The sequence below is a fragment of the Enterococcus sp. DIV1304_2 genome, from assembly GCF_050555445.1.
Lineage (GTDB): Bacteria > Bacillota > Bacilli > Lactobacillales > Enterococcaceae > Enterococcus_B > Enterococcus_B pernyi.
The window spans coordinates 201,791-228,456 of the sequence record NZ_CP187851.1 but is presented as its reverse complement, the minus strand read 5'-3'; the positions used below and the strand labels follow the sequence as shown (position 1 = coordinate 228,456).

The following is a 26,666-nucleotide window of genomic DNA, read 5'->3' as shown; positions in this document are numbered from 1 at the left end:
ATTTCTTATTTGGAAATTATAGTTTACAATAAAGAAATTTACATCTTCATTATACGGCAGGAATAAAAAAATGCAAACGCTTTTTAGTTTTTTTCAAAAGTTTTTTCGATTTCTTCTTTCGTTTGCAGGATCGTTTGAATGATTTGAGCTTTGCTTTCTTCACTTAATCGGTATTTCGGCATACTGACACTAAACGCTCCAACCACTTGGTTCTCATGAATTAAAGAGGTACCGATGCAAAAAATATCTTTTTCGACTTCTTCATCATCGAAGGCGATTTTTGTTTGTTTGACTTGCTGGATCTCTTTTTTTAGTTTTAACGGATTGGTAATCGTATATTCAGTGAATGGGATCAGAGGACATTTTTCAATATACTGTTGATATTGCTCTTCCGTAAAATGCGCCAAGACGGCTTTCCCCATTGCTGAACTATATAAAGGTCTCGTGATACCGATTTTTGAAGACATACGGATCGTTTGATTTTTAGGGTCCAACTTATTGACATAGAGAATCTCGTTGTTGTCTAAAATACCTAGATGAATAGTTTCATCAATTGTTTGTTGTAGTTTTTCCAAAAATGGCAAAGTGCGTTCAACTAGATCGATTTGATCGATATTTTTGTTTGCATATCGGACCAGTTTTCCGCCTAAACGATAATTTTTTTCTTGATTTTTATTTACATAACCAATCAAGGATAACGTATCTAAAATTTTTAATGTAGTAGACGACGTCATGTCGATACCTTTCGCAATTTCTTGTAATGAAGCATCTGGATGCTCTGCTAAATAATCTAAAATATGTGAAGCTTTGATTAGAACGGTTCCATAAGGTTTTTTATTTTCCATATTCCACTCTCCTATTTCTATATAGGAAATTATATCGGAAAGAACGTCAATTTAAAAGGGATCTTTGTTTTCTTCTTCATAATGCGTATAATGAACAAACTCTCCTGCCAGATCTTTTTTCAAAAATTCTTTGGGAGTTACGCCAAATTCGGTTTTGAATGCGCGTAAATAATGAGGATAGGAGGCGAAACCACATTTACTATACACGGAACTTGAGCTGCCGTACTCTCTTAATAGTTGTTTTGAATAAAGTAGTTTTTTCTTCATCACGTATTGATGAAAGGTAAAACCAGTATGTTTTTTGAATTCGCGAGTCACGTGATATTTACTGATGAAAAATTCTTTTTCCATTTGTTTGAGGGAGAGCGGTTCACTCAAATTCTTTGCGACAAATTGAATCATTTTTTCTAACCGTTCATTCGGTACAGTGAAATTTTCTTCCGAAATATGTTCTTCGATCTGTACCATACGGTTGAGAAAAATCAAATATTCGACTAGCGCTTGTTCATAACGAATATCTGCACCATAATCTTTTCGATCCAACGTTTGGTCGATAAAAGAAAGTTTTTCTTTTAGTACTTGTGGTTCAATATGTAATATCCGGCTTCGGCGTTCACCGATCGGCCAAAAACAGGCGGATAGATTGGACCACTTGGTGGAACGACTCTCTAAGAATGCAGGGGTGATAAACATGTAGACACGCTCGAATACGTCAGTTGATTGACGAACGATCCGATGCAGATCTCTTGAATGGATCAACAAAACATTTCCTGGTTGTATCGTAAACTGACGACCATCTAAATAAAAAATGGCTTCTCCTTCTAAAGTAGCATGGATCTCATAGAAATCATGATGATGATAAACCGTTTTGTTTTGGCTAACGATATCTTTTACATGATAAATCTCATACTGATCCGAAATCATCGTATTCACTTGTTTTCCATTGATCGGTTTCTTTTCCATCTCTATCCCCCTTTCCCTTATTGCTCACTATTGAACAATGATACATTCTATTATTTTCTTATTCGGTGACTTGTTCCAACATGATTACACCTTGTTTTAGTGCATCATCTTTTGTTTCTTCTAAGACGATATAAAGATAAGGACGATGTTTCTGTGCGATGTTTACGATGGCTTCATAATCGATCATGCCTGTCCCTAGATTTACCGGGATGATTTCTTCTTCGTTAGAAACAATATAATCTTTCATATGCAATCCGCAAATTTTTTCTCCAAACCGTTCAAAGGCTTCTTCGACTAAATTTACTTGTTGATGATAGTTTTTTGCATTGATTAGATTGGTTGGGTCTAAAATGATCCCTAGATAGTCCGAATCGATCATGGCAACTAACTCTGCCACACGATCCAATGAATACAACGGATGATTCAAGCCTGGTTCGATGCCCACCATCATACGATGTTTTTCTCCAGCTCGCACTAATCGGTGAATGGCTTCAACGATCTGTAAGAAGGCTTCATCTGAAAAGTTCTCCTCTGTATAACCCGCTTCACTCACGCTCCCCGTCTCGGTTGCGACCATCGTCGCCCCGAAGCTTGCAGCATATTGGAGATATCGTTCAAATTGATGAAGCACCGTTTCACGAACAGATAGATCAGGATGGATCATGTTGATATAACAGCTTAATATACCGACACTTATGCCTTCTTTTGCGAGGATATTCTTCATATATTGCCCCATTCCAGCATTGATGGCTTGTCCATCTGCTGAAAGTGTAGGAAATGAACGACTTAACGCCAATTGTAGCGTAGAAATATTTTGTTGACTCGCTTTTTTTGCTAAATCATCCACGTTTTGTACATGGCTCAAGTCATGCCCTCTGGCAACTAGGTTTAATTTCATCATGGTTTCTCCTTTATCCTAATAGATCCGGTAACCACATCACGATTTTGGGGAAATACGTAATCAACAATAAAACTGTTAATATGACACCGTAAAATGGTAACAGTGGCTTCAACATCGCTTCTGCTTTAACTCCACCAACACTCGCTCCTACATATAGTCCGGTACCTACTGGTGGGGTAATGGAACCGACACAAAGATTCATGATCGAAAATAAGCCATAGTGGACTGGATCGACACCAACACTTGTCGCGATCGGCAAGAAAATCGGCGTAAAAATCAAAATTGCTGGCGCGACATCCATAAACATCCCAACAAGTAACAAAATGATATTGATCAATAATAAAATAATGAAGCGATTATCAGTGACTCCAATGATCAGACTGCTGATTGCTTGAGGTATCCCTGTAAATGCCATAGCGAATGACATCATGGAAGACGTCGCTAATAAAAACATGATCGTTCCCGACATCGCCACGGATTGTACCAACATCTTTGGTATATCTTGTAGTTTCACTGTCTTGTAGAAGAACATGGAGATCAATAAAGAATACAATACCGCAATTGCAGATGCTTCGATAGCTGTGAAGAATCCTGTTAAAATACCACCAATGATGATAACGATCAAAGCTAAACTTGGGATTGCTTCTTTTAACACTTTTCCGACTTGCTTCCCTTGTCCTTTTGGTACTGTCGGATATTTATTTTTCTTCGCCACTACAAATGCAACGAGCATGATTCCTAACGACCACAAAGCTCCCACTAAATAGCCACCCATAAATAGAGCTGAGATCGAAGCGCCTCCGGCAACTAAAGAATACATGATAAATGCTGTACTTGGTGGGATCACCATCCCTGTAGGTGCCGAAGCAATATTGACTGCTGTCGCAAATTTACGATCGTACCCTTCTTCGACTTGTTGCGGGATCAGCACGCCCCCAATCGCTGTCGAAGCAGCAATCGCCGAACTGGAGATTGACCCGAACAATGCGTTTCCTAAAACATTCGTATGGGCCAAAGATCCAGGGATCCGACCAACAAACAACATAGCAAAATCAACTAATTTTTTAGCAATCCCACCATGGTTCATAATGATTCCTGAAAAAACGAAAAATGGAATGGCAATCAATGAGAAACTATTGATACTCCCGACCATTTTTTGCGCAGAACTAAACGCTGCGACATCAAAAGGAATCACTAATAACAACGTGAGCATCGATGAAAAAGCGATACTGATTGCAATGGGCATTCCAACAATCAATAAAAAGACAAAAACAAAAAATAAAATTGCACCTGCTTCTAAAGCCATCAAATTCCTCCTATCCCTTTTCCTGAACGACAGACTTCCTATTCATTGCTTCAATCAAATTGATCAAACTGTAGATAATGATCAAAACACCTGAGATTGGCACCGATAAATAGACATAGCCCATCGGAATTCCTAATGAAGGGGAAATTTGCCCCATCGTCAATGTCACAGCATTCCATCCGCCATAAACCATGATCGTGATTGCAAAGGCTAGAAAAAGACACTGAACGACGATTTCCAATATATTGGCTTTTTTACCGCTCAATTTCTCACTTAACAACGTAACTGCTAAGTGCCCTTTTTGACCCACTACATAGGCGGAAGATAGCATCGCAAACCAGACTAGTCCAAACCGCACTAATTCTTCTGTTACAGTATTTGGATTACCCAAAATCGTTCGCGAGAATACTTGCCACAAGACAATGATGATCATACCGATCAACAGACATGCTCCTAGAAATTCTAACAGCCGACTGATTCCTTTTTTCATCGATTACACCCCTTCTTCTTGGATCATTCGGTAAAGCGTTTGAAAATCTGGATGATTTTTGAATTCGTCATGCAACGGTGCGACTGCTTCACGAAATGGCGTATTGTCCACTTCATTGAACTGGACGCCATATTCTTCCGTTGCCACTCTTTTTTCTTCTTCGATTGCTTGAGCGAATGCTTCGATTTCAAAAATCGTTGATTCTTTCGCCGCTTCTTCGATTGCTTGTTGTTGCTCAGCAGTCAAATGTTCCTTGATCGCATCGTTCATGATGATGATATCTGGTACTCGTGTATGCTCATCATAGGAATAATACTTGGCTACACCACCATGCCCGGCTGTATACAAAACAAATTCATTGTTCTCTGATCCGTTGATCAAGTTTGACTGTAGCGAAGTATATACTTCGTCACTGCCCATCGGCACAGGTGATCCACCTAGTAGTTCCACCATTCTAATGGCCGTTTCACTTTGCATCACGCGAATTTTTTTCCCTTTTAGATCATCCGGCGTGTGGATCGGGCCATCGACCATATAAAAACTACGTTGCCCTGAATCATAATAGGTGAGACCAGAAAAACCTAAATCTGTCGTTGATTGATAAATGGGTTGCATGATCTCTTCGTTCTCCATGACATTGAAGAAATGTTGCTCATCATTGAACAAGTAAGGAACTGAAAAAATCGAATAGACTTTAGAGAAACTTTCTAACGCAGAAGCACTGACTTTCGTAAAATCAATCGCACCTGATTGAGTCAGTTCGATCAATTCACGTTCTCCCCCCAATTGACCATCAGGAAAATATTTTACTTTGACTGAGCCAGCTGTTTTTTCTTCTACTAACTCTCCGAATTTATTCATTGCATCAATGACTGGCTGACTATTACTGGCATAAGCAAAACGTAAAGTGATCGTTGCTTCTTCCTCTGCATTTGCGACAACACCAACACTTGACTGACTACTACAACCACTCAAACCGATGATTCCCAGTAAACAAAAAGCAAAAGCAAGTGTTTTTTTCATTTTTTTCTCCTTTCTATCAACAATATGACACAAGTAATTCTGTCAGACATAATACAAGTAACGACTGGCCATAAGGCATCGCTGTCTTGCCAATCGTACGGTAAAACTCTAAATCATCGCCCATCCCTGTACCTACCGAAACATTTTGAACTTCGCCAGTTTCATCTACTTGCTCAAGCAACCCTTGGATCGCACGATAGGCGGTTTCTAAATATTTCTTTGGCAAGTAGCGCTCATGTACTGCTTTTAAAATACCGTAAGCAAAACCTGCTGTCGCAGATGATTCTAAGTATGAGGTTGGATCATCGATCAAGGTATGCCATAAGCCACTTTCTGATTGATATTTTGCTAAGGTTTGCACTTGTGCTTCTAGCGTTTCGATTAATAATTTACGGAAAGCATCTCCTTCTTTCAGTTCCAGAATCGCGATGATCTCAGGAATCGCAATCGTCAACCAACAATTTCCTCGTCCCCAAAATGCTTCCGCATAATTATGATTACCTTCAAAGGTCCACCCGTGGTACCAAAGACCTGTACGTTTATCCATCAAATATTTGATGTGGATCATAAATTGGTATCTGGCTTCCTCTAGGTATTCTGGACGATCTAGGAGCTTACCGATTTTGGCTAATGGCAAAACCGTCATCATCAAGGTGTCATCCCACAATTGATTCTTATTTTCCGGTCCATATGTAGCGTGCTGTAATCCGTCTTCCTCTGTCCGAGGCATATCATTCATGACCCATTCCGCCCATTGCTTCAAGTAAGGCAAGTAGCGTGTATCACCCGTCTCCTCATATAAATACGCCATCGTGAGGATTGGTGCCATCGTGTTGACGTTTTTTGGCGGTGCGCCTTCTTGCATCCGTGCTTCAAACCATTCCTTCACCACTTCCGCCGCACGAGGATTTTTAGTCAACTGATAATTTTTATAGATACCGTATAGCCCTACACCTTGTGGCCAATTCCAAACAGACCAACTTTTGTCATCCACCTTTAACCCATCAAAATCCAATAAAAATTCACCTGAATCATCGTTGATCGTCGTCAAATTCTCCACTAATCGGTCAATCGTTCCTTCTACAACTTCTTTCTGTACAAATAGTTCCTCTTTAATAATCAATTTTCCCTCTCCTTTTTAAACGCTTTCATTCTATGCTGTTAATATATCAGTAAACGCTTTCTCAATAAATAGCATCATTTGAACAAAAACTATCTAAAATTGACATAACGAGATTATTAATGGGTTTTCTGTAAAAAAGAGCCCTATCAAAAGAAAAACCACGACGCCTACCGCTCGTCATGGTTTCAAAATCAACCGTTTATAAAAATGTATACACCATAAAAAATGGCAAACATGCAAGTAAAGGAAACCAAAAGTAGTTCTTACGAAAACCCAACTCGCTATTTTCCTGATTCGCTCGCATGCGATCCCCTGAAACTGCTGTGCCAGAAAGTGCAATTCCGATCAAAAGTAAGCCAATGCCAATATTACGTAAGATTTCTCGTTCCAAAAGAAAGGATAGTCCAAGAGAAACGACACATGCAATCAACAAAGTAACAATATATTTCTTCAAGATCTCATCTCCTTTTTATAGAAAAATAGTAGCATAGCATATTCATCAAAATGCCTATTATTCGAGTTATCTAATACTTCTTTTTTTAGATATCAGAAAAAAAAGCTACGATATTTTATCTTCCAGCAACTCGCTGAGGGTCTATAAAAAATTGTTTCTGGAAATTCTTCTAGTATGTCAATGGATAGAAATTATACGAAAAACAAAAAAAACAACGAACCAAGTGAGAAGATTCTCTTATGCTTGATTCGTTGTTGGGACAACTTTTAGTTATGAATTACGCATTATATGCGTCGATAATGATTTGTTTCAATTCACTGATCAATGGTTCTTTTGGATTGGCTGTTGTACATTGATCTTCATACGCTAATTCAGCCATGCGATCAACTGTTGTGTCTAATGTTTCTTGCGTCACGCCTTGCGCTCTCAAGCTCATGTCAATACCAACAGATTTTCCTAAGTCGCTAACAGCTGTTGCTAATGCTTCTACAAGCTCTGCTGTTGTTTTCCCTTTCAAACCTAAGAACTTCGCGATATCTGCGTAGTCTGTATCCGCACGGAAGTAGTCATATTTAGGGAACATCGCATGTTTTTGTGGATCTTTCGCATTGTAGCGGATGATATGCGGTAATAGGATCGCATTTGTACGTCCATGAGGGATACCGTATTCTCCACCGATCTTATGCGCAACTGAGTGACAAATTCCTAAGAAAGCATTGGCAAAGGCCATACCAGCCATTGTTGACGCATTATGCATTTTTTCGCGTGATTCCATATCTGGTGTTTTCACTGATTTTTCCAAGTAGTCGAAGACTAATTTGATTGCTTGTAAACTTAAACCACGAGTGTAATCAGAAGCCATCACAGATACATAAGATTCGATGGCATGTGTCAAGACGTCCATACCTGTATCAGCTGTAACTGAAGCGGGAACTGACATAACAAATTGTGGGTCAACGATCGCCACGTCTGGTGTTAATGCGTAGTCAGCTAACGGATATTTCACGTGTGTTTCGCTATCTGTGATTACCGCAAATGGTGTCACTTCTGAACCTGTTCCTGATGTTGTTGGGATACATACAAACTGAGTTTTTTCAGGTTTGTCGATCTTGTACGTACGTTTACGGATATCTAAGAATTTTTGTTTTGCACCAAAGAATGAAGTATCTGGGTGTTCATAGAACATCCACATGCCTTTTGCCGCATCCATTGCTGATCCGCCCCCAAGAGCGATCACTGTGTCTGGTTTGAAGTCCGCCATCATTTTTGTACCAGCGTAAACTGTGTTTGTTGAAGGGTTTGGTTCAACATCTGAGAAGATCTCGATTTTCACATCATTTTTACGACGTGCTAATACTTCTCTTACAGTGTCACAGTAGCCGAATTGGACCATACCTGGGTCACAAACGATCATGACACGTTCGACGTTTTCCATTTTTTCCAAGTAAAGCAAAGAGTTCTTTTCAAAGAAGATTTTTGGTGGTAATTTGAACCATTGCATGTTATTTCTCCGTTTCGCTACAGTTTTGACGTTGATTAAGTTGACTGCTGATACGTTTCTTGAAACAGAATTCTTTCCGTATGAACCACAACCTAGTGTCAATGATGGAATCATTTCGTTGTAGATATTTCCGATTCCGCCTTCTGCTGATGGTGTGTTGACTAAGATACGACAAGCTTTCATGCGTAGTCCGAATTGAACATGCAACTCTTCGTTTTCTGAATGGATGACAGCTGTATGTCCTAATCCACCAAGGTTCAACATTCCTTCACATAATTCGAAAGCATGTTCTGTACTGTTTGATTTGACCATTGCTAAAACTGGTGAAAGTTTCTCACGTGAAAGTGGATAATCAGGCCCTACGCCTTCTAATTCTGCCACTAATAATTTTGTTCCTTCTGGTACATTGATCCCTGCTAATTTTGCGATATCCATTGCTGAATGTCCCACGATTGCAGGATTTACAGCGTATTTACCTTCATTCATGACAGCATCTTCTAATTTTGAAAGCTCTGCTGGTTTAACGAAGTAAACTTGGTGTGCTTGGAATTCTGCTTTTACGGCTGCATAGATTTCTTTATCTACGATGACTGCTTGTTCAGAAGCACAAATCATTCCGTTATCGAATGTTTTTGATACGATCAAGTCATTCACTGCACGTTTTACTTTTGCTGTTTTTTCGATATATGCAGGAACGTTACCCGGTCCAACACCTAAAGCTGGTTTACCAGTTGAATAAGCGGATTTTACCATGCCTGCACCACCAGTTGCTAATACGATCGCAATTCCTGGGTGGTTCATCAACATTGAAGTCGCATCGATCGATGGATGCTCGATCCATTGGATACAGTTTTCTGGCGCACCTGCTGCGATGGCTGCATCACGAACGACTCTTGCTGCCTCAGCGGAACATTTTTGAGCGCTTGGATGGAAAGCAAAAACGATTGGGTTTCTGGTTTTCAAAGCGATCATTGATTTAAAGATCGTTGTTGAAGTTGGGTTTGTTGTTGGTGTTACTCCACAAACGACGCCGACTGGTTCAGCAATCTCAATCAATCCTTTTTGAGTGTCTTCATTGATTACTCCGACAGTTTTGTCATATTTGATACTGTTCCAAATATATTCTGAAGCATACATATTTTTGATTGCTTTATCTTCATAGATGCCACGGCCAGTTTCTTCTACAGCCATTTTTGCTAGAGGCATGTGCTGATCTAATGCAGCCATTGCCATTTCATGCACAATGTGATCTACTTTTTCTTGATCAAAACTTTCCATTTCTTTCAACGCAACATTTGCTTTTGTCGCCAAGTCGTCGATCATCGCTTGTACATCAACAGTTTTCGTCTCTTCTTTTTCCATTATTTTAGCCATTATGTTCCTCCTACTGAGTCATGGTTATTTGTTAATTATTTCACATACACATCATACAACACTTTTTTTTCGATGTAAATACTTTTTTGTGATTTTTTTCACAGTTATATTTTTCTTTAGAAACAGGCCGTTCCACAAGAGCGATTATCGAGTAACCGTTCCATAATGGCAGACGTGATTTATTTAGCAAAGTCACAAAAAAAAAGACTGATCGCCTTCTTTTCTCTATACGAGATAGGAATGACGACAGTCTTTTTGATAAAGAATGATCGAACTCCGTATACATTTAGCCAACGCGTGGCTAACAACCGGTGTTTACAATTCTTTTTCTTCTTTTTTCTCTTCAGGTGTTTCTGGAACTTCAACAGTTTCAATTACTTCTGGTTCTGTCGGTTCTTCTACTGGTGCGATTGGTGTGCTTGTCATCGCGCCTGTACCTGGTTTTACCGTTTTGATGGCTGCTCGATCGTATTCTAAAAAGATCCCTTCGCAGTCTAAAACAACTGTACGATTTGTCTCGTCGATTTCTGAGACTACGCCATGAAGTCCACCGATCGTGACTACTTCATCGCCAGCTTTCATACTATCAAGCAAGTTTTGACGTTCTTGTTGTTGTTTCTTTTGTGTACGTGACATAAAGAACCACATCCCTAATAGGGCAACGAACATCACTAACATTGGTAATGAACCCATTTTTTTCACCTCACTAACTAAATATCTACACTAAACACTTTAGCAGAAAAAGGCGCTAGAAACTAGTTTTTTAACTAAATTTCACAAATCCTGCTAGAAACTTTTTGCGTTTTCTTTATTGAACCCATACTCTTCGAAAAAGGCTGCACGAAACTCTAATAAGTTATCATCCATAATCGCTTGTCGTACTTGTTTCATCAAGTTTAATAAGAAGTATAGATTGTGATAAGACGTTAAACGGATACCAAATGTTTCATCGCATTTGATCAAGTGACGAATATACGCTCTCGTATAATTCTTACAAGTATAGCAATCACATTTTTCATCGATTGGACGGAAATCCCGGGCATATTGCGCATTTTTTACGACTAATCGGCCTTGCGATGTCATACATGTTCCGTTACGAGCGATTCGGGTCGGTAGAACACAGTCGAACATATCGACTCCACGAATCACGCCATCAATCAATGAATCCGCAGCTCCTACTCCCATCAAATAACGTGGTTTATGATCTGGGATCAATGGCGTCGTAAATTCTAAGACACGGTTCATCTCAGCTTTTGGTTCACCGACAGATAAACCTCCGATGGAATACCCAGGGAAATCCATACTGATTAAGTCTTTCGCACTTTGTTTACGTAAATCTTCAAAACCAGCTCCTTGGATGATACCAAATAATCCTTGACGATCTGGATTCGCATGAGCTTTCAATCCACGCTCTGCCCAACGAGAAGTTCGTTCAACTGATTTTTTCACATAATCATAGCTCTCATCAAATGGAGGACATTCATCAAAACTCATCATGATATCAGAACCTAATTTATTTTGGATGTTGATGGCTTTTTCAGGAGACAAGAACATTTTTGAGCCGTTCAAGTGGTTTTTGAAATGCACACCTTCTTCAACGATGTTACGCATATCACTTAATGAGAAGACTTGAAATCCACCAGAATCAGTTAAAATCGGCTGGTCCCAATTCATAAATTTATGCAAGCCACCTGCTTCTTCGACCAAATCTTCTCCAGGACGAAGCCATAAATGGTAGGTATTACTCAAAATCACGCCTGCACCCATTTCTTTTAGTTCTTCCGGCGACATAGTTTTAACGGTAGCTAATGTACCCACAGGCATAAACATCGGCGTTGGAAAAGTTCCATGAGGAGTAATCAATTCACCAAGGCGGGCGCCTGTATGTTTTTCTTTTTTTATTAAACGATAACGAATGGCAGGTTCTGTCATTCAATTCCCTACTTTCTTTTATAGAATCGCGTTTGCAACTCCCACCATCATAATCTTTTCAACTGCTTTTTGCAAGAGCTTCTCTTTTTTTATAGGTTTTTTTAACCTGCTTTTTTTGTGAACCTTTCAATAACGAAAGAGGATTCCTAGAGCAAAATCAGTCCTTCTTTGATATACTAAGACTATCAAAAAAAAGGAGTGGAAAATATGGTATCTTCTGGGGAATTAAAACAACAAGCAAAAGAAAGCTTAAAGGGACGTTGGGGGCAAGCAATTCTATTAAATCTGATTCCAACATTGATCACAATTGCTATTATTCTTATTTTAGCTTTACCTACTGCTTTACTGATTGCAACGATGCAAGACAGTAGCGCAATGCAAGAAATGGTGAGTGGTTCAAGTAGCAGTAGTTCAGGCGGAGGGATCGTTTCTACGATCATCAGTGCATTGTTCATGAGTGGGATTTCTTGGACCTATTTAGACATTATCCGTGGGAAACGAACAACGATCGAACCATTCAAAGATGCTTTCCGCGGTTTTTCAGGCGTATTCTTCGGTGGCGTTCTATTGTTAGCACTAGTGACAACGATTTTCACTACGTTATGGGCATTGCTTTTAGTCATTCCTGGGATCATCAAAAGGTATGCCTATTCTCAAAGTTATTTCATTTACTATGATGTCGTAACAGAAACAGGCGAAAAACCAAAAATCCTTGATACGATCACTGCAAGCCGCAAATTGATGGATGGCTACAAAGGAAAATTATTCTGGTTAGACTTATCGTTTATCGGATGGCACATCTTAGCAATTGCCACAGTCGGTATCGGTTATCTATGGTTGAATCCATACATCACTGCAACTAAAGCTGCTTTTTACGAACAATTACCAAAACAAGTTTAATCAGCTTTTTCACCATAATAAAAAGGATTGGAAAATCTCCAATCCTTTTTTGGTGTTTATTTTTTACATTTCAGATTCTGGTGCTTCTACTGTCTCTTCCTCATCTGGCAATTGGTGGAACTTGATCAATTCATTGACCCCAATCGGTATGATCGACAAGATTCCTACTAAGAACCAATGATTCAAACTAATATGAACTAACCCAAATAATTCTTGCGTGAATGGTAATAAAGCGACTGCTGACGTGATAAGAAGGGAAAGAATCGCCATTTCCACTAACGATTTATTCGTTGCTAAGTTCACTTTGAAAATCGATTGACTACTACGAACATTAAAGACATGAAGGATCGAAGAGTAAGCCAATACTAGAAATGCAACGGTTTGGCCAACTTCTTGACTAGCATCAACCCAAGGGCTGATCGTATCAACGAAGCTTCCTAAGTAGTAACCAAATAAAGTGACTACCGTAAATATTCCTGCATTGATGGCAATTTTCTTCATTAGACCACGAGCGAAAATCCCTTCATTTTTAGGAATTGGTGCTTCATTCATGATCCCTTCCTCTGCTGGTTCTCTTCCTAGAGCGAAACCAGGTAGTCCATCAGCGACAACGTTTACGAACAACAGTTGAACGGCTGTAAATGGTGCCCCCCAACCAACTAACATCGCAATCAATACGATAAAAATCTCAGAGATATTACAGCTTAATAAGAAGTTGATCGCTTTTCGAATATTTTGATAAACGGAACGTCCTTGGCTAACTGCATCAACGATCGTAGCGAAGTTATCATCGGTCAAAATCATGTCAGCGGCACTTTGCGCTACATCTGTACCGGTGATCCCCATTGCACATCCAACGTCACTCGCTTTCAATGCTGGCGCATCGTTCACACCATCGCCTGTCATTGCGACCACAGCACCTGTTCGTTGCCATGATTTGACGATTCGGATTTTATCTTCTGGGGTTACGCGAGCATAGACGGATAAATCTTTTACTCGATCATCCAATTCTTCATCAGATAACGCACGGAGTTCCGCACCTGAAAGAGCTTCGTTACTATTGGTCAAAATTCCCAATTCTTTGGCAATCGCACTGGCAGTGACGACATGGTCCCCAGTGATCATCACTGTTTTGATACCAGCTTTTTTCGCACGCTTGATAGCGCCTTTACTTTCAGGACGCGGCGGATCGATCATACCGATCAAGCCAATCAAACGTAGATCTTTTTCTAAAGCTTCTGAAGTGATTTCTTGTGGTTTTTCGTCATACGTTCGATAACCTACTGCAATTACACGTAAGGCACGTTTCCCAAAACGGTCGTTGACCACTTCTGCTTGTTCAACATCTCCAGACGTAAATTTTGGTGCTAAGACATCAAATGCGCCTTTTGTGATAGAGATATACTTATCACCCATTTTATGGACAGTCGTCATCATTTTTCGATCAGAGTCGAATGGAAGTTCGTCAACCCTTGGGTATTTTTCTTCTAATTCTTCTTTTGTATGATAGTTTTCCTCAACTGCACGTACAATTGCTGCTTCCGTTGGATTACCTTTGACGATCAATTCATCGTCCTCTTTTTCAACCGTCACATCTGTACATAATGCAGCCATTTTTAAAATTTCCATCGCGCTATTTGTCATTGAATCTTCGACATCTGTTACTTCATCTTCTTTACTCCACACACGACGTACGCGCATCCGGTTTTGTGTCAGTGTACCGGTTTTATCCGAACAGATGACATTCGCAGTACCGAGCGTTTCAACAGCTGGCAGCTGACGAATAATCGCATGTTTTTTCGCCATTTTCTGTACACCATAAGCAAGTGTCAATGTAACGATAACAGTTAATGTTTCTGGTACTGCGGCAACAGCCAACGAAATCGAAGTCATGAACATTTCAAGTAACGGTTCCCCTTGAAGTTCACCAATCAAAAAGACTAAGGCAGCAGCTGCTAATGCAATCACACTGATTCGCTTCCCTAATTGATTCAAACGGACTTGTAGTGGTGTTTTCTGCATTGTATGGTCATTTAATAATCCGGCGATTTTTCCCATTTCGGTCTGCATACCAATCGCTGTGACGATCGCTTTCCCACGACCAGCGGCAACGGTACAGCCTTTAAAGACCATGTTTAATTGGTCACCGAGAGAGTCATCTTCTTGACTTATGTAACCTGCGTCTTTTTCGACAGCCTCACTTTCACCGGTTAGAGCTGATTCTTCTACGCGTAATTGTGATGTTTCTACTAAACGAGCATCTGCTGCAATCGCTGATCCTGATTCTAAAATCAGCACATCTCCAACGACTAGATTCTCAGCATCTACTTTTTCTACTTTCCCATCTCTAAGGACCGTAGCGGTTTGTTTATTCATATCTTGGAGAGATTCTAATGCTTTTTCTGCATTTCCTTCTTGAACAATCGCTAGAACTGAATTGATAATAACGATCGCAATGATCAAGAGTCCTTCGAATAGGTCACCATGTTCTGTTGCAAATGCGGTGTAAAATGAAATGACTGCGGCAACTAATAAAACAATTGTGGTAAAATCTGAAAGACTTCGTATAAATTTTTTGAAGAGTGATTCTTTGGGAGCTTCTTCGAATTGATTTTTTCCTTGTTGCCGACTTCGTTCCTTTGCTTCACTCATCGACAACCCTTGATCTATATCTACTTTTGTTTCTTCTGCTATTTCTTCTATTGTTTTTTTGTAACTATCCATCCTATACTCCCTTTCTTTTAAAAATGAACGTTATGTTAAGGTACGATTTTAGTATAACATCATTTTTTTAATCAATTCAACTATATCGCATATATATATGTAGAGAAAAATTTTAAAATAATCAATACATATCGATTGCAAACGCTACCAAAACGTGGTATGATTTAACCATAAGGAAGGAGGAAAAGACAAATAGATAGAAGAATTTCTCGATAGAGTAGTATAAGCAAACAAAGTTGTTAGAAGTACAAGTTTCACCTTAACGAGCATGTGAAGTAACCATTATAAATAGTGAATGCGTATGACTGTTTGAAACGAAAATCGTTCAAAAAAAGAAGTAGTGGGATACGTAACAATTAAATAACATGAACATCTGAAAATTGAATAGGAACAAGAGATGATTCAACTGTTGAAGATGTAAAGAAAACAAGATTTTTTGTTTATCAAGAAGAAATTCAACACCGTACTTTGCATGTTCTATGGAAAGTTACACTAATTCTATTTATTTGTTTCCTTCCGAAGCACAAAAGCCCCGACTAATCGAGAGTCGGGGTCTTTTTTATCTTAAAAAGTTACTTTACAAACATCGCATCTCCAAAACTGAAGAAACGGTAACGTTCATCGATGGCATGTTGATAAGCTGATAATGTTAATTCTCTACCAGCAAACGCACTGACTAGCATCACTAAAGTGGATTTTGGCAAGTGGAAATTCGTAGAAAAAGCTTCAACTACTTTGAACTCATACCCTGGCGTAATAAAGATATCGGTCCAGCCACTATCTGCTTTGATCTCCCCATCAAATTTCGTACCAATCGTTTCTAATGTGCGGATTGAAGTCGTTCCTACTGCCACGATTTTCCCGCCATTTTGGCGAACTTGATTCAAACGAGTAGCAGCTTCTTCGGTCAAACGATAAAATTCACTGTGCATTTCATGCTCTTCGATTTTATCGACACTCACTGGACGGAAGGTTCCTAGACCGACATGCAGTGTCAAATACACAAGCTCCACGCCTTTTGCTTTGATTTCATCTAATAATTCTGTCGTGAAATGTAAGCCAGCAGTTGGTGCAGCTGCTGAGCCATTTTCTTCTGCATAGACAGTTTGATAGCGATCTGGATCTTCTAAACGTTCTTTGATATAAGGCGGTAACGGCATTTCGCCAAGCGCTTCTAGATTCTCTAAGAAAATCCCCTCATAAGCAAACTCAATGATTCGTCCACCATGATCCAGCTCTTCTTTCACAACTGCTTTTAAACGTCCGTCACCAAAAATGATCTCTGTCCCTACTTTGGCACGTTTGGCTGGTTTGATCAGTGTCTCCCAGGTGTCACCTTCTGTATTGGTCAAAAGCAATACTTCTAAGTGGGCACCCGTCTCTACTTTTTCACCGTATAAGCGCGCAGGCAATACGCGTGTATTATTCATCACTAACGCATCACCAGGATTTAATTCCTCAATGATTTCATGGAAATGTTTATCCATCATCTCACCTGTCTTACGGTCAACTACAAGTAATCGGGAATGATCCCGGTCTTTTAATGGTGTTTGGGCAATCAGTTCTTCGGGTAACTCAAAATCGAAATCTTCTGTTGTTAACATATCGTCACTCACTTTCTCTGTTTGGCCCTTTTATTTTACCATTTTATGCCGACAATGCCAAAAAGCAAAAATCTTATCCTTCCATTCATTTATGATTAGTTGCGTTATCTTTTCAGCTATATTTTATTTATAATTTCAAAAAACGCCTACTAGTCTAGTTATTTGTATAGTAAATAAATCATCAAATTTGTATTCCTTAGTTATTTTAGGCATACTATTATAAGAACATTCTTTATGGAAAAGAAAAGAAGAGGTGCAATGATGATCGAATTTCAGAATGTATCAAAAATTTATAAAGGTGGAAAAGTCGCGGTCGAGAACGTCAATATTTCTTTTGAAAAAGGCGAATTCATCTGTTTTATCGGTACAAGTGGGAGCGGAAAAACCACTACGATGCGAATGCTTAACCGCATGACAGACCCGACAGAAGGTCAGATTTTGATTGATGGAAAGTCGATCCAAGAAATCAATCCCGTTGAACTCCGACGACAAATCGGCTATGTGATCCAAAGTATCGGTTTGATGCCTCACATGACGATCCGGGAAAATATCACTCTTGTCCAAAAATTATTGAAGGTCAGCCAAGAAGAACGGAACAAAACAGCAGAGAAAATGATCGACCTGGTGGAACTTCCTCGTGAAATGCTTGATCGTTACCCACATGAATTATCTGGTGGTCAACAGCAGCGTATCGGTGTCGTTCGCGCGTTAGCGGCGAATCAAGACATCATTTTGATGGATGAACCTTTTGGAGCATTGGACCCTATCACAAGAGATTCCTTACAAGATTTAGTCAAGGATCTGCAAGAACGTCTAGGAAAAACCATCGTCTTCGTGACACATGATATGGATGAAGCAATCAAATTATCCAGTCGTATCGCGATCATGAGTGAAGGTAGAGTCATTCAATTTGATACGCCACAAAATATTTTACGCCACCCTGCCAATGAATTTGTCGAAGAATTGATCGGTGAAGATCGCTTACTTCAAGCCAAACCAGATACCACAAAAGTAGGCGAAGTCATGCTGAACCAAGCCATCACGATCACGCCAGAAAAATCATTGCAAGAAGCCATCAAATTGATGCGTGAAAAACGCGTCGATACGCTTTTAGTGACGGATAATTCAAATACCTTAAAAGGATTTATCGATGTTGAAACAATCGATAAGAAACGTGGAAAAGTCTCGAGTGTTGGCGATATCTTGAACAAGGATGTTTTTTATGTAAAACAATCTGCTTATTTACGTGATACCCTACAACGAATCTTAAAACGTGGTTTAAAATATGTGCCAGTAGTTGATGAACAAAATAAAGTCGTTGGTATTTTAACTCGAGCCTCTCTTGTCGACATCGTCTATGACGTGATCTGGGGCGAAGAACCATCGCTTACTGATGCAATTGGTACGCCATCTGAAACAAAGGAGGTTTAACCAATGGCCGAATTTTTTCAACAACATGGCGCTGAGATCCTCTCAAAAAGTCTCGAACATCTCTATATTTCAGCAATTGCATTGGTCATCGGGATTGCCGTTGCTGTTCCTTTAGGTGTTCTTTTGACGCGTTTTCCTAAAGTCGCAACGATCGTTATTGGACTGACCAGTGCGTTACAAACAGTCCCTTCTCTTGCCCTATTAGCACTTATGATTCCATTATTCGGTGTCGGTAAATTGCCTGCAATCATTGCCCTATTTATCTATTCCCTTTTACCTATTTTAAGAAATACCTATATTGGGATGAAAAATGTGGATTGGAATTACCGCGATGTCGCAAAAGGCATGGGGATGACAAATATCCAATCGATTTTTTCTGTCGAATTGCCGATCGCTATGCCGACGATCATGGCAGGTATCCGGTTAGCAGCAGTCTATGTGATTGCATGGGCAACCCTCGCCTCTTACATCGGCGCAGGTGGGCTAGGCGATTTGATTTTTAGCGGTTTGAATAATTATCAACCCGATTTGATTTTCGCTGGTACGATCCCTGTAACAATCTTAGCATTGCTTGCAGATTTCTTATTAGGACTATTGGAGAATCGGTTAACTCCGATCGCATTGAGGGAGGAGAATGACGAATGAAACGAATCAGAAATAGTGTCGTTCTCGTATTGACCGTCTTATTACTTGCAAGTTGCTCCTTCCCAGGATTGGCAAGTAATACGGATGAAGATACGATTTCTATCACCGGTGGGATCACTTCTGAAGCTCAGATCATTGCCAGTATCGTTGCCGGGATGATCGAACATTATACAGAAAAAAATACGACGATCATCAATAATTTAGCGACGACAACAATCAATCATCAAGCGATGATCAACGGAGATGCTTCGATTTCTGCCGCTCGCTATACAGGGACAGATTTGACGACTACCCTTAATCTGCCACCTGAAAAAGATCCCGCAAAAGCGTTCGATATCGTAAAACGTGAATTTGAAAAAAGGTATGATCAAACCTGGTTCCCTTCTTATGGGTTCGAGAACACCTACGTTTTTCTTGTTCGCAAAGATACTGCGGAAAAATACAATTTAAAGAAAGTCAGTGACTTGAAAAATGTCGCCGATGAACTTGTCGCTGGAGTGGATACTTCCTGGATCAATCGTAAAGGAGATGGCTATGACGGCTTCAAAGAAACATATGGCTTTTCATTTGATTCTATCTTGCCTATGCAGATCGGTCTAGTCTATGACGCCGTAGAAGCTGGGCGAATGGATATCGTTTTAGGGTATTCCACAGACGGTCGTATCGCTAGTTATGATCTAGTCATGCTAGAAGATGACTTGAGTTTTTTCCCACCTTATGACGCTGCACCGGTTGTAGATAATCAACTATTAAAAGATACGCCGGGATTAGCAGAAGCATTAACAAAATTAAGTAATACGATCAGCACTGAAAAAATGCAACAATTGAACTATGAAGCAGACAATAATTTGGTTGAGCCTTCTGTCGTCGCAGAGCGCTTTTTAAAAGAAAACCAATACTTTGGAGGGGAGTGACGATAATGGAAAACATGAATTGGCTTGAACAATTTATTTATTATTTTCAAGAGAATGGTACGTATGTCTTTTCACAGTTCCTACGTCACTTTCTCATTTCGATCTATGGCGTACTTTTTGCAGCAATCGTCGGTATCCCCGTTGGTATTCTCATTTCACGAAAACGTAAGTTAGCCAATTGGGTGATCCGTTTTGCAAATATCATCCAAACGATTCCTTCGTTAGCCATGATCTCGATCTTGATGATCGGGTTAGGTTTAGGAGTAAATGTCGTGATCGTTACAGTTTTCTTATATTCGCTACTACCGATCATCAAGAACACGTACACTGGGATGATCCAAGTCGACAAAAATATCCTTGATGTCGGTAAAGGGATGGGGATGACAGCCAGCCAACGTCTCTTTATGGTAGAACTACCGTTGTCTGTGTCAGTCATTATGGCAGGCATTAGAAATGCTTTGGTCGTTGCCATCGGGATCACCGCCATCGGTGCCTTCGTCGGAGCTGGCGGATTAGGAGACATCATCATTCGTGGGACCAATGCCACAGATGGTACGTCGATCATCTTAGCCGGAGCCTTGCCAACAGCCTTCATGGCAATCATCACCGACTGGGTCTTAGGGATCATCGAACGCCGTTTAGACCCTGCGGCAAAGCATTCAAGATGATGAACATAGAGAATGCATAATTGAACCCAATAGATTTCTATCTTTAAACAATTGAAAACACCGCCAGTTCAAGAAATAAACGCTTGATTTGGTGGTGTTTTTTTACTGAAGTTCAGATTGATAATCATTGACTAAATCTTCTGGTATGTACAGTTCTATATAAACTATAAATAAATGAGTTGCTACTTACTCTGACAATAATGATGAAAAATCAAACACCATATCAATGATTTGTGCCACTTCACCTAACTCAGCTAGAGTGGCTTTCTCTACAAAGCGTACATTTCTCTGCTTTTCCATAAAATCAAATGTTTTGATTTGAAAAGGATTGATATATCCTTGTAGTTTATGACTCTTATCTAATGCAATATAGTTTTTATATTTCGTATCAGTAATTGGACAAACCGCACACATCCCTGTTACTGCATTATAATGGTTCGCACTGACAACAATTGCAGGTCTTCTTTTTTTAATCTCTCTACCTATGCTAGGATTGAAATTAATAATCACGAAATCTCCTTGTTTAGGCGTATAGCCATTAATAGTATATACCATTAAATAATTTCCTTTCCTACAAGTGAATCCTCAGGAAATCCAGCACTTGCATTAATTGTTTCATCATTTTCAAATGCTTCATCAAAAATATTTTTTTTCTTTTTTATAAACGTGATTGTATCGTCTTCCCCCTTAACAGCAATGTACTCAACATTCTCTTCTATACCAAATTTAGTAGGCACAGTCAAAACAATCGCATTCCCTTGTTTCCTAGTCTTCATAATTTTCGCCTCCATTCTATCTATTATCATCATACTATAAACAAAAAAATAAATACAACGTGAATACATTTTCGGTTAAATTGAACACCTACTCCAATATCACATAACCATAAAAGACCTTAGAACACCAAAATACTGTTCTAAGGTCAAAGAATTGTCTCTATATCACATGTGCTTATTTTTTCAGATGATAACTATACGTACTTACAACGATATTCTCCCGCCAAGAAAGACGCAAACGTAATCTTAGACTCGTCTGATTATGCAAGATGTTCTGCCATCTGCGATTCGGTACAAATTGTGGAATCAACACTGTCGTCGTGTAATTTTGTTTCGCCGCATTTTTGCTGACTATATCCACATAACGCAAAATCGGATTTTGGATCGATCGATAAGAAGAATGGACGATTGAAAGACGAACATCTGGAAAATGCTTTTTAAATTCTGCTTGGATCTCTTTTTCCTTTTCGATATCCTCATCTAACGATACGTGCATGGCAACGACATAATCACCGATTGAACGTGCATAATTCAATGCCCCCGTATTTACACGTGTAACATTTCCTACAAGCACCAAGACTGTATTCCCTTCATATTCATGCAAATTCACTTCATCTTCTAAACGGAGCTGTTCCGCTACTTTTTGGTAATGATCATGGATTTTATAGAACACGAACATGACGATCGGCATGATGATGAAGAATGGCCAAATATCTCCTAAGCGGTAAACAAATAAAATTGCGATGATAGCATAAGAGATGAATGCTCCAGTAATATTCGCAATGGATTTCGTCCACCACTTTTTGCCTTCTTTCTTCCATTTGATGACCATTCCTGTTTGCGATAACGCAAAAGGAATAAAGACACCGATCGAATACAATGGAATCAATCGTTCCGTAGAACCATTAAAAATAAACAAGAGCACGATAGAACCTAACGCAAGGGTGATGATCCCGTTCGAATAGCCTAAACGGTCTCCACGATCTTGGTACATATGAGGCATAAATTTATCTTTTGCTAGATTATACGCTAAAACTGGAAAAGCAGAGAAACCTGTATTTGCCGCAACCGCCAAAATCAAGGCTGTCGCAAATTGCAAGATATAATACAAGATTCCATGCCCAAACACAGCTTGACCGATTTGAGAAAGAACAGTCACTTCTTTTTCAGGAACGATCCCATACCAATAGTTGATAAACGTGATCCCTACAAAAAAGAAGCCTAAGATCAATGCCATCATCGTCAAAGTCATTGCTGCATTTTTCGCGCGTGGCTTTTTGAAGAACGGTACTGCATTACTGATTGCTTCTACGCCAGTCAATGAAGAAGAACCAGAAGAAAATGCTCGTAAAATCAAGGCTACAGATACTCCAGGAACAACTGCGCCTGGAAGAGCTGTTGCTTGTAATGGTACTGCTCCAGTCACAATATTAAACAAACCAACGACAATCAATAAGGAGATGACGAGAATAAATGTATAGACTGGGAATAGTAAAAACGAAGCTGACTCTCTCAGTCCACGTAAGTTCAACATCATCAACAAGAGGACGATAGTCACTGAAATCGCTACTTGATGCCCATATAGAGCGGGTATAGCAGAAGTAATCGCCTCTGCACCGGCTGAGACGGAAACCGCAACAGTCAGCATATAATCGATCAATAAAGACCCGCCCGAAATCAGTCCAGCATTTTTACCGAGGTTCTCACTACTAACAACGTAAGCCCCACCCCCGTGTGGATATGCGTGAATGATCTGCCGATAAGAAAGAGTTAATGAAATCAATAAAATAATAACAAATGCAGCAATTGGCAATGAATACCAGATCGCAGCAGCAGACAACGCCACTAATACCACAACGATTTGTTCTGTTCCGTACGCAATCGATGACAACGCATCGGAAGATAGTAGTGCTAACGCAGCAAACCTTGTTAATTTATGCTCGTCGTTTTCCGCCGACTTCAACGGCTTCCCTACTAACAACCTTTTTAAGTAATCCAATTTCTATGCTCCTTTACACACCTTTTCCCCTACGAATTACAGGTGTCATTTTTTATAGTAAACAAGATGTTATAGTACGCCCTTGACCTTTAAATGTCAACAAAATTCGGGAAAAATATCGATAGAAAATCCCCATATTTTTTTAATTCATTTTTAGAGTGATTTCCATAATTAAACCACTTGCTTTCTCTGGTATAGAAAAAAGACGAGCTTAGGAAAATAACGTTATCCTAAACTCGTCTTCACTTAAAAACTGAGACTTAAAACCTTTACGAGAAACGAATAGATGGCATCACGTTTCTAGTGGAAGATTCGACTTTCATGCGCAGCTTCTTTGAATTTCTTCATTTTTTCACTCACAAATGGATAGGATACTGTACCAACGATTCCTACGACAATAAATATGCCGACTAATATCAAAATCGCGTGTAGCGCATTTGGCCAATAGATACCACCAGCTGATTCACGTAAGAGGTTGACTGCATGAGTAAATGGCAAGAAAGGATTGATCATTTGGAAAAATTTCCCTGAAACTTGAATTGGATAGTTCCCACCACCACCAGATATGGACAAGACAAGAATAATGATGGCTATCCCTTTGCCGACATTGTCAAACAGTGCTGCTAAAACATAGACGATCATCATAAATGACAAAGCAATCAAAACAGCAAACAGTACACTGTAGACTGGATTCACTACATACACACCAAGCAAGAACATGTTCCCTAAAGTAACGATCAAGCTTTGAGCGATCGCCATCGTCAAGAAGGTCAACATGCGGGCGCCAAACTGTTCCCGTTTTGTATAGTTTTTACGCGCTTTTTTATCTAAATAATAATCTGTTGTAGCGACACTTGAAAGTAAGACCGCACCTACCCACAAACATAGCGCAGTATAGAACGGTGTACTTGCTGATCCATTATTAGGGATTGGATACAACGAATTAGTTTGTAGTTCCACAGGCATCGTAAAGAATTCACTTTCCTTTGTCGCATCTAATTTCAAGAGTTTGATGACTTCCCCAAGATCAACCTCTTCTTCTCCTTTACGGATTGCGTCTGCGGCTTTTTGGATACCCGCTTTGATGTTTGGCCAGTCGTTCGTGATCAAGTCTGCCGCAGCATTCACTGCTGTTTCGACTTCTGGCATTTTATCGTTGACGGTGGTCATTGTGGTATTGATTTCATTTTTGATCGTTGGCCAATCATTTTGGATAAAATCAGCAGCTAAACCAAGTTTCTCTTCTAATACAGGTAAGTCGTTATTGTATAGGTCAGCTCCCTTATTGATTCCATTTACGATCGTTTCCATATTACCGTTTAGCATCGTATTTGCATCATGGACCTCTTGACCGATTGCAGGCATTTCTTTTTGATATTTCTCTAAGATCGCCACCGCATTTGTCACGGTTGCTTTGGTTGAATTTAATAACGAATCAAAGTCGATTTGATCTGCTTTACTCAACGCACCTTGCGCTGTACTGATCGTATCGATCACTTGTGTCAAGATCGATTGAACGGTTGTGCTGACTTCGTCAACATTGATACTATTGATCAAGCCGTTGACAGAATTAGCAGCATCTCTGACTTCTTGTAAAAGTTTCGTAACTTGAGAAACATCCCCAGCCTGAACAGCTTCATTTAATCGTGTTAAACGATTTTGCAAATCAGTTAATGCTGGTTTTACACTCTTCAACGTATCAATAATCGGTTGTAGTTTTGTATTTCCAGCGTTCGCTTGTAGATCTTCCAAAAATGAAATCAACTTATCCGTTGCTTGTTGTTGTGCTGTAATACCATTGATAAAATTAGTTAACAAGTTATTGATATTTGCTTTTTCTTCATCTGTTAGTTGTCCATCTTCTACAGCTGTTTCGATCGTTTGCGCTAATGAACTAGTCGTCGTTGCTACTTGACCAATCGCGTCTATCGTTGTCTTCACGCTTGTCGTGATACCTGGTACTGCTTCTTTTAATTGTTCAGCGCCCGTTTTGGTATCCGCTGCGAGATTCTTCGCTTGTGATTCTAAATTTTTCACATCAGGTAAGATGTCTTGGACTTGTTGGATGATGGTCAATCCTTGTTTTGCTTCCTCGATTCCTTGATTCATCGTTTCTTCGATTGATGAAAAATCGTTGTCGATTTCAGCAATTTGTCGTCCAGCATCTTGGATCTCTGGGATTTTTTGTTGAAGGTCAAGAATGATTTTGGCTTGTTCCTTTAATTCTGGCATTTTATCGTTCAATTCAACGACCTTTTGTCCCATCTCATCCACTTCTGGGAGATAATCAACAAATTCATTTGCTTTCGCTAATTTGTCTTTGATATCTGGTAGTTGTTTTTGTAGATCAAGTACTTGTTGGGTATAGCCATCGATCGTATCCAAGTTTTCATCTGTGGATAGAATCATTGATTTTACTTTATTGATACTTACTAGGTTTGTATCGATATCGTACCCAATTTCATTAAAGACTTTTAGTAAAGTTTCGCTCGCCGTCCGAATAAATTCACTGGAGATTTGTGATTGGATCGTAGATGCACCTTTATCTGTGATTTTTGGTGCAATGGCATTGATTTTTTCATTGACTGTATATTCAATCTCCGGCTTTTTGATATCGCCGCTCGTAAAGCTTAATAAATCCTCCGAGAAATTCTCTGGCAAATAGATACCAGCATAGTATTCCCCAGACCGTACACCATCTTCTAATTCTTTTTTAGAGTCAACGAACTGCCAACCTAAATCTTTATTTTCATGTAATGATTTCAGTACTTCTTTTCCGATGGCGACTTCTTGTCCTTCAAACTCAGCCGGCTTGTCTGCACTATAAACAGCAATCGGTAATTCCCCAGTATTGCCATAAGGGTCCCATAATGCTTTGATATTGAACCAAGCATATAATGAAGGAATGATCATAATTGCGATGATCAAAAGAGTCGCAACAGGATTTTTAAAAATTCGTTTCCAATCAAGTAAATATAAGTTTATTGTATTTTTTATTGATTTCATATTCATCACCTTTTTTTGTTTCAGCTGCATCACTTTATCATGAAAACCATACGATTTTCAATCCTATTTTCAATCAAGCAACTAATT

Annotated in this window: 22 protein-coding genes; 5 read left to right on the top strand and 17 right to left on the bottom strand. The window is 39.4% G+C overall.

Annotation, left to right across the window (positions count from 1 at the left end):
• Positions 1-83: 83 nt before the first annotated feature.
• The 11 genes from IGJ14_RS01110 to tgt all read right to left on the bottom strand — a co-directional run bounded on the left by IGJ14_RS01110 (position 84) and on the right by tgt (position 11,912).
• On the bottom strand, positions 84-845 hold the full coding sequence (locus IGJ14_RS01110) for an IclR family transcriptional regulator (RefSeq protein WP_071866138.1): 762 nt from the start codon (positions 843-845) through the stop codon (positions 84-86).
• Between the two features lie 51 nt (positions 846-896).
• Entirely contained in the window at positions 897-1,808 is a 912-nt protein-coding gene (locus IGJ14_RS01105) for an AraC family transcriptional regulator (protein WP_071866137.1), read from the bottom strand.
• A 58-nt stretch (positions 1,809-1,866) separates the two neighbouring features.
• Positions 1,867-2,706 carry a sugar phosphate isomerase/epimerase family protein gene (locus tag IGJ14_RS01100; protein ID WP_430608177.1) on the bottom strand — a complete coding sequence of 280 codons (840 nt, stop codon included), beginning with the start codon at positions 2,704-2,706 and terminating at the stop codon, positions 1,867-1,869.
• Between the two features lie 13 nt (positions 2,707-2,719).
• Positions 2,720-4,015 (bottom strand): TRAP transporter large permease, encoded by a 1,296-nt coding sequence (locus tag IGJ14_RS01095; RefSeq protein WP_194179636.1) that lies wholly within the window; start codon positions 4,013-4,015, stop codon positions 2,720-2,722.
• A 10-nt stretch (positions 4,016-4,025) separates the two neighbouring features.
• Entirely contained in the window at positions 4,026-4,505 is a 480-nt protein-coding gene (locus tag IGJ14_RS01090; protein WP_195274147.1) for a TRAP transporter small permease, read from the bottom strand.
• 3 nt (positions 4,506-4,508) lie between these two features.
• Positions 4,509-5,528 (bottom strand): TRAP transporter substrate-binding protein, encoded by a 1,020-nt coding sequence (locus tag IGJ14_RS01085; protein ID WP_195274146.1) that lies wholly within the window; start codon positions 5,526-5,528, stop codon positions 4,509-4,511.
• A 16-nt stretch (positions 5,529-5,544) separates the two neighbouring features.
• The gene (locus tag IGJ14_RS01080) at positions 5,545-6,651 is read right to left on the bottom strand and encodes a glycoside hydrolase family 88/105 protein (protein WP_065096907.1); all 1,107 of its coding nucleotides are present in this window, start codon (positions 6,649-6,651) and stop codon (positions 5,545-5,547) included.
• Between the two features lie 199 nt (positions 6,652-6,850).
• Complete coding sequence (locus IGJ14_RS01075; protein ID WP_010736588.1) at positions 6,851-7,105, bottom strand: hypothetical protein; 255 nt, start codon at positions 7,103-7,105, stop codon at positions 6,851-6,853.
• Positions 7,106-7,382: 277 nt separating this feature from the next.
• The gene (gene adhE, locus IGJ14_RS01070) at positions 7,383-9,980 is read right to left on the bottom strand and encodes a bifunctional acetaldehyde-CoA/alcohol dehydrogenase (protein WP_019722420.1); all 2,598 of its coding nucleotides are present in this window, start codon (positions 9,978-9,980) and stop codon (positions 7,383-7,385) included.
• A gap of 315 nt (positions 9,981-10,295) precedes the next feature.
• Positions 10,296-10,673 (bottom strand): preprotein translocase subunit YajC, encoded by a 378-nt coding sequence (gene yajC / locus IGJ14_RS01065; RefSeq protein ID WP_010736590.1) that lies wholly within the window; start codon positions 10,671-10,673, stop codon positions 10,296-10,298.
• A gap of 93 nt (positions 10,674-10,766) precedes the next feature.
• Positions 10,767-11,912 carry a tRNA guanosine(34) transglycosylase Tgt gene (tgt, locus tag IGJ14_RS01060; protein WP_010736591.1) on the bottom strand — a complete coding sequence of 382 codons (1,146 nt, stop codon included), beginning with the start codon at positions 11,910-11,912 and terminating at the stop codon, positions 10,767-10,769.
• Between the two features lie 207 nt (positions 11,913-12,119).
• Between tgt and IGJ14_RS01055 the strand changes: the two genes are divergently transcribed.
• Complete coding sequence (locus IGJ14_RS01055; RefSeq protein ID WP_430608172.1) at positions 12,120-12,812, top strand: DUF975 family protein; 693 nt, start codon at positions 12,120-12,122, stop codon at positions 12,810-12,812.
• A gap of 63 nt (positions 12,813-12,875) precedes the next feature.
• On the opposite strand, the gene IGJ14_RS01050 is transcribed toward IGJ14_RS01055, so the two are convergent.
• Together IGJ14_RS01050 and queA are read right to left on the bottom strand one after the other, a co-directional pair.
• Positions 12,876-15,536 (bottom strand): calcium-translocating P-type ATPase, PMCA-type, encoded by a 2,661-nt coding sequence (locus IGJ14_RS01050; protein ID WP_195339236.1) that lies wholly within the window; start codon positions 15,534-15,536, stop codon positions 12,876-12,878.
• Between the two features lie 572 nt (positions 15,537-16,108).
• On the bottom strand, positions 16,109-17,140 hold the full coding sequence (gene queA / locus IGJ14_RS01045) for a tRNA preQ1(34) S-adenosylmethionine ribosyltransferase-isomerase QueA (protein ID WP_010736594.1): 1,032 nt from the start codon (positions 17,138-17,140) through the stop codon (positions 16,109-16,111).
• A gap of 261 nt (positions 17,141-17,401) precedes the next feature.
• On the opposite strand from queA, the gene IGJ14_RS01040 reads away from it, so the two are divergent.
• From IGJ14_RS01040 to IGJ14_RS01025, 4 genes are read left to right on the top strand one after another with little or no spacing between them, the layout of a single operon-like run.
• Positions 17,402-18,571: a betaine/proline/choline family ABC transporter ATP-binding protein gene (locus IGJ14_RS01040; protein WP_019722423.1), complete on the top strand. Its 1,170-nt coding sequence runs from the start codon at positions 17,402-17,404 to the stop codon at positions 18,569-18,571.
• A gap of 3 nt (positions 18,572-18,574) precedes the next feature.
• On the top strand, positions 18,575-19,216 hold the full coding sequence (locus IGJ14_RS01035) for an ABC transporter permease (protein ID WP_010736596.1): 642 nt from the start codon (positions 18,575-18,577) through the stop codon (positions 19,214-19,216).
• The gene (locus tag IGJ14_RS01030; protein WP_019722424.1) at positions 19,213-20,130 is read left to right on the top strand and encodes an osmoprotectant ABC transporter substrate-binding protein; all 918 of its coding nucleotides are present in this window, start codon (positions 19,213-19,215) and stop codon (positions 20,128-20,130) included. The genes IGJ14_RS01035 and IGJ14_RS01030 overlap by 4 nt, the downstream gene beginning before the upstream one ends.
• A gap of 5 nt (positions 20,131-20,135) precedes the next feature.
• A complete protein-coding gene (locus IGJ14_RS01025; RefSeq protein ID WP_019722425.1) occupies positions 20,136-20,798 on the top strand; it encodes an ABC transporter permease in 663 nt (220 codons plus the stop codon).
• A 186-nt stretch (positions 20,799-20,984) separates the two neighbouring features.
• Here the strand turns inward: IGJ14_RS01025 and IGJ14_RS01020 are convergent, their stop codons facing one another.
• The 4 genes from IGJ14_RS01020 to IGJ14_RS01005 all read right to left on the bottom strand — a co-directional run bounded on the left by IGJ14_RS01020 (position 20,985) and on the right by IGJ14_RS01005 (position 26,579).
• The gene (locus IGJ14_RS01020) at positions 20,985-21,353 is read right to left on the bottom strand and encodes a type II toxin-antitoxin system PemK/MazF family toxin (RefSeq protein ID WP_019722426.1); all 369 of its coding nucleotides are present in this window, start codon (positions 21,351-21,353) and stop codon (positions 20,985-20,987) included.
• Complete coding sequence (gene mazE / locus IGJ14_RS01015; RefSeq protein ID WP_019722427.1) at positions 21,353-21,574, bottom strand: type II toxin-antitoxin system PemI/MazE family antitoxin; 222 nt, start codon at positions 21,572-21,574, stop codon at positions 21,353-21,355. Before mazE ends, IGJ14_RS01020 begins: the two co-directional genes overlap by 1 nt.
• Positions 21,575-21,749: 175 nt before the next feature.
• The gene (locus tag IGJ14_RS01010; protein WP_019722428.1) at positions 21,750-23,573 is read right to left on the bottom strand and encodes an APC family permease; all 1,824 of its coding nucleotides are present in this window, start codon (positions 23,571-23,573) and stop codon (positions 21,750-21,752) included.
• Positions 23,574-23,873: 300 nt separating this feature from the next.
• Complete coding sequence (locus IGJ14_RS01005) at positions 23,874-26,579, bottom strand: YhgE/Pip domain-containing protein (protein ID WP_019722429.1); 2,706 nt, start codon at positions 26,577-26,579, stop codon at positions 23,874-23,876.
• Positions 26,580-26,666 lie beyond the last annotated feature (87 nt).

What these genes read in the sequence shown, in the direction of transcription:
- IGJ14_RS01110 (WP_071866138.1), bottom strand. Translation starts at nt 845, where the DNA reads ATGGAAAATAAAAAACCTTATGGAACCGTTCTAATCAAAGCTTCACAT.
- IGJ14_RS01105 (WP_071866137.1), bottom strand. Translation starts at nt 1,808, where the DNA reads ATGGAAAAGAAACCGATCAATGGAAAACAAGTGAATACGATGATTTCG.
- IGJ14_RS01100 (WP_430608177.1), bottom strand. Translation starts at nt 2,706, where the DNA reads ATGAAATTAAACCTAGTTGCCAGAGGGCATGACTTGAGCCATGTACAA.
- IGJ14_RS01095 (WP_194179636.1), bottom strand. Translation starts at nt 4,015, where the DNA reads ATGGCTTTAGAAGCAGGTGCAATTTTATTTTTTGTTTTTGTCTTTTTA.
- IGJ14_RS01090 (WP_195274147.1), bottom strand. Translation starts at nt 4,505, where the DNA reads ATGAAAAAAGGAATCAGTCGGCTGTTAGAATTTCTAGGAGCATGTCTG.
- IGJ14_RS01085 (WP_195274146.1), bottom strand. Translation starts at nt 5,528, where the DNA reads ATGAAAAAAACACTTGCTTTTGCTTTTTGTTTACTGGGAATCATCGGT.
- adhE (WP_019722420.1), bottom strand. Translation starts at nt 9,980, where the DNA reads ATGGCTAAAATAATGGAAAAAGAAGAGACGAAAACTGTTGATGTACAA.
- yajC (WP_010736590.1), bottom strand. Translation starts at nt 10,673, where the DNA reads ATGGGTTCATTACCAATGTTAGTGATGTTCGTTGCCCTATTAGGGATG.
- tgt (WP_010736591.1), bottom strand. Translation starts at nt 11,912, where the DNA reads ATGACAGAACCTGCCATTCGTTATCGTTTAATAAAAAAAGAAAAACAT.
- IGJ14_RS01055 (WP_430608172.1), top strand. Translation starts at nt 12,120, where the DNA reads ATGGTATCTTCTGGGGAATTAAAACAACAAGCAAAAGAAAGCTTAAAG.
- IGJ14_RS01050 (WP_195339236.1), bottom strand. Translation starts at nt 15,536, where the DNA reads ATGGATAGTTACAAAAAAACAATAGAAGAAATAGCAGAAGAAACAAAA.
- queA (WP_010736594.1), bottom strand. Translation starts at nt 17,140, where the DNA reads ATGTTAACAACAGAAGATTTCGATTTTGAGTTACCCGAAGAACTGATT.
- IGJ14_RS01040 (WP_019722423.1), top strand. Translation starts at nt 17,402, where the DNA reads ATGATCGAATTTCAGAATGTATCAAAAATTTATAAAGGTGGAAAAGTC.
- IGJ14_RS01035 (WP_010736596.1), top strand. Translation starts at nt 18,575, where the DNA reads ATGGCCGAATTTTTTCAACAACATGGCGCTGAGATCCTCTCAAAAAGT.
- IGJ14_RS01030 (WP_019722424.1), top strand. Translation starts at nt 19,213, where the DNA reads ATGAAACGAATCAGAAATAGTGTCGTTCTCGTATTGACCGTCTTATTA.
- IGJ14_RS01025 (WP_019722425.1), top strand. Translation starts at nt 20,136, where the DNA reads ATGGAAAACATGAATTGGCTTGAACAATTTATTTATTATTTTCAAGAG.
- IGJ14_RS01020 (WP_019722426.1), bottom strand. Translation starts at nt 21,353, where the DNA reads ATGGTATATACTATTAATGGCTATACGCCTAAACAAGGAGATTTCGTG.
- mazE (WP_019722427.1), bottom strand. Translation starts at nt 21,574, where the DNA reads ATGAAGACTAGGAAACAAGGGAATGCGATTGTTTTGACTGTGCCTACT.
- IGJ14_RS01005 (WP_019722429.1), bottom strand. Translation starts at nt 26,579, where the DNA reads ATGAAATCAATAAAAAATACAATAAACTTATATTTACTTGATTGGAAA.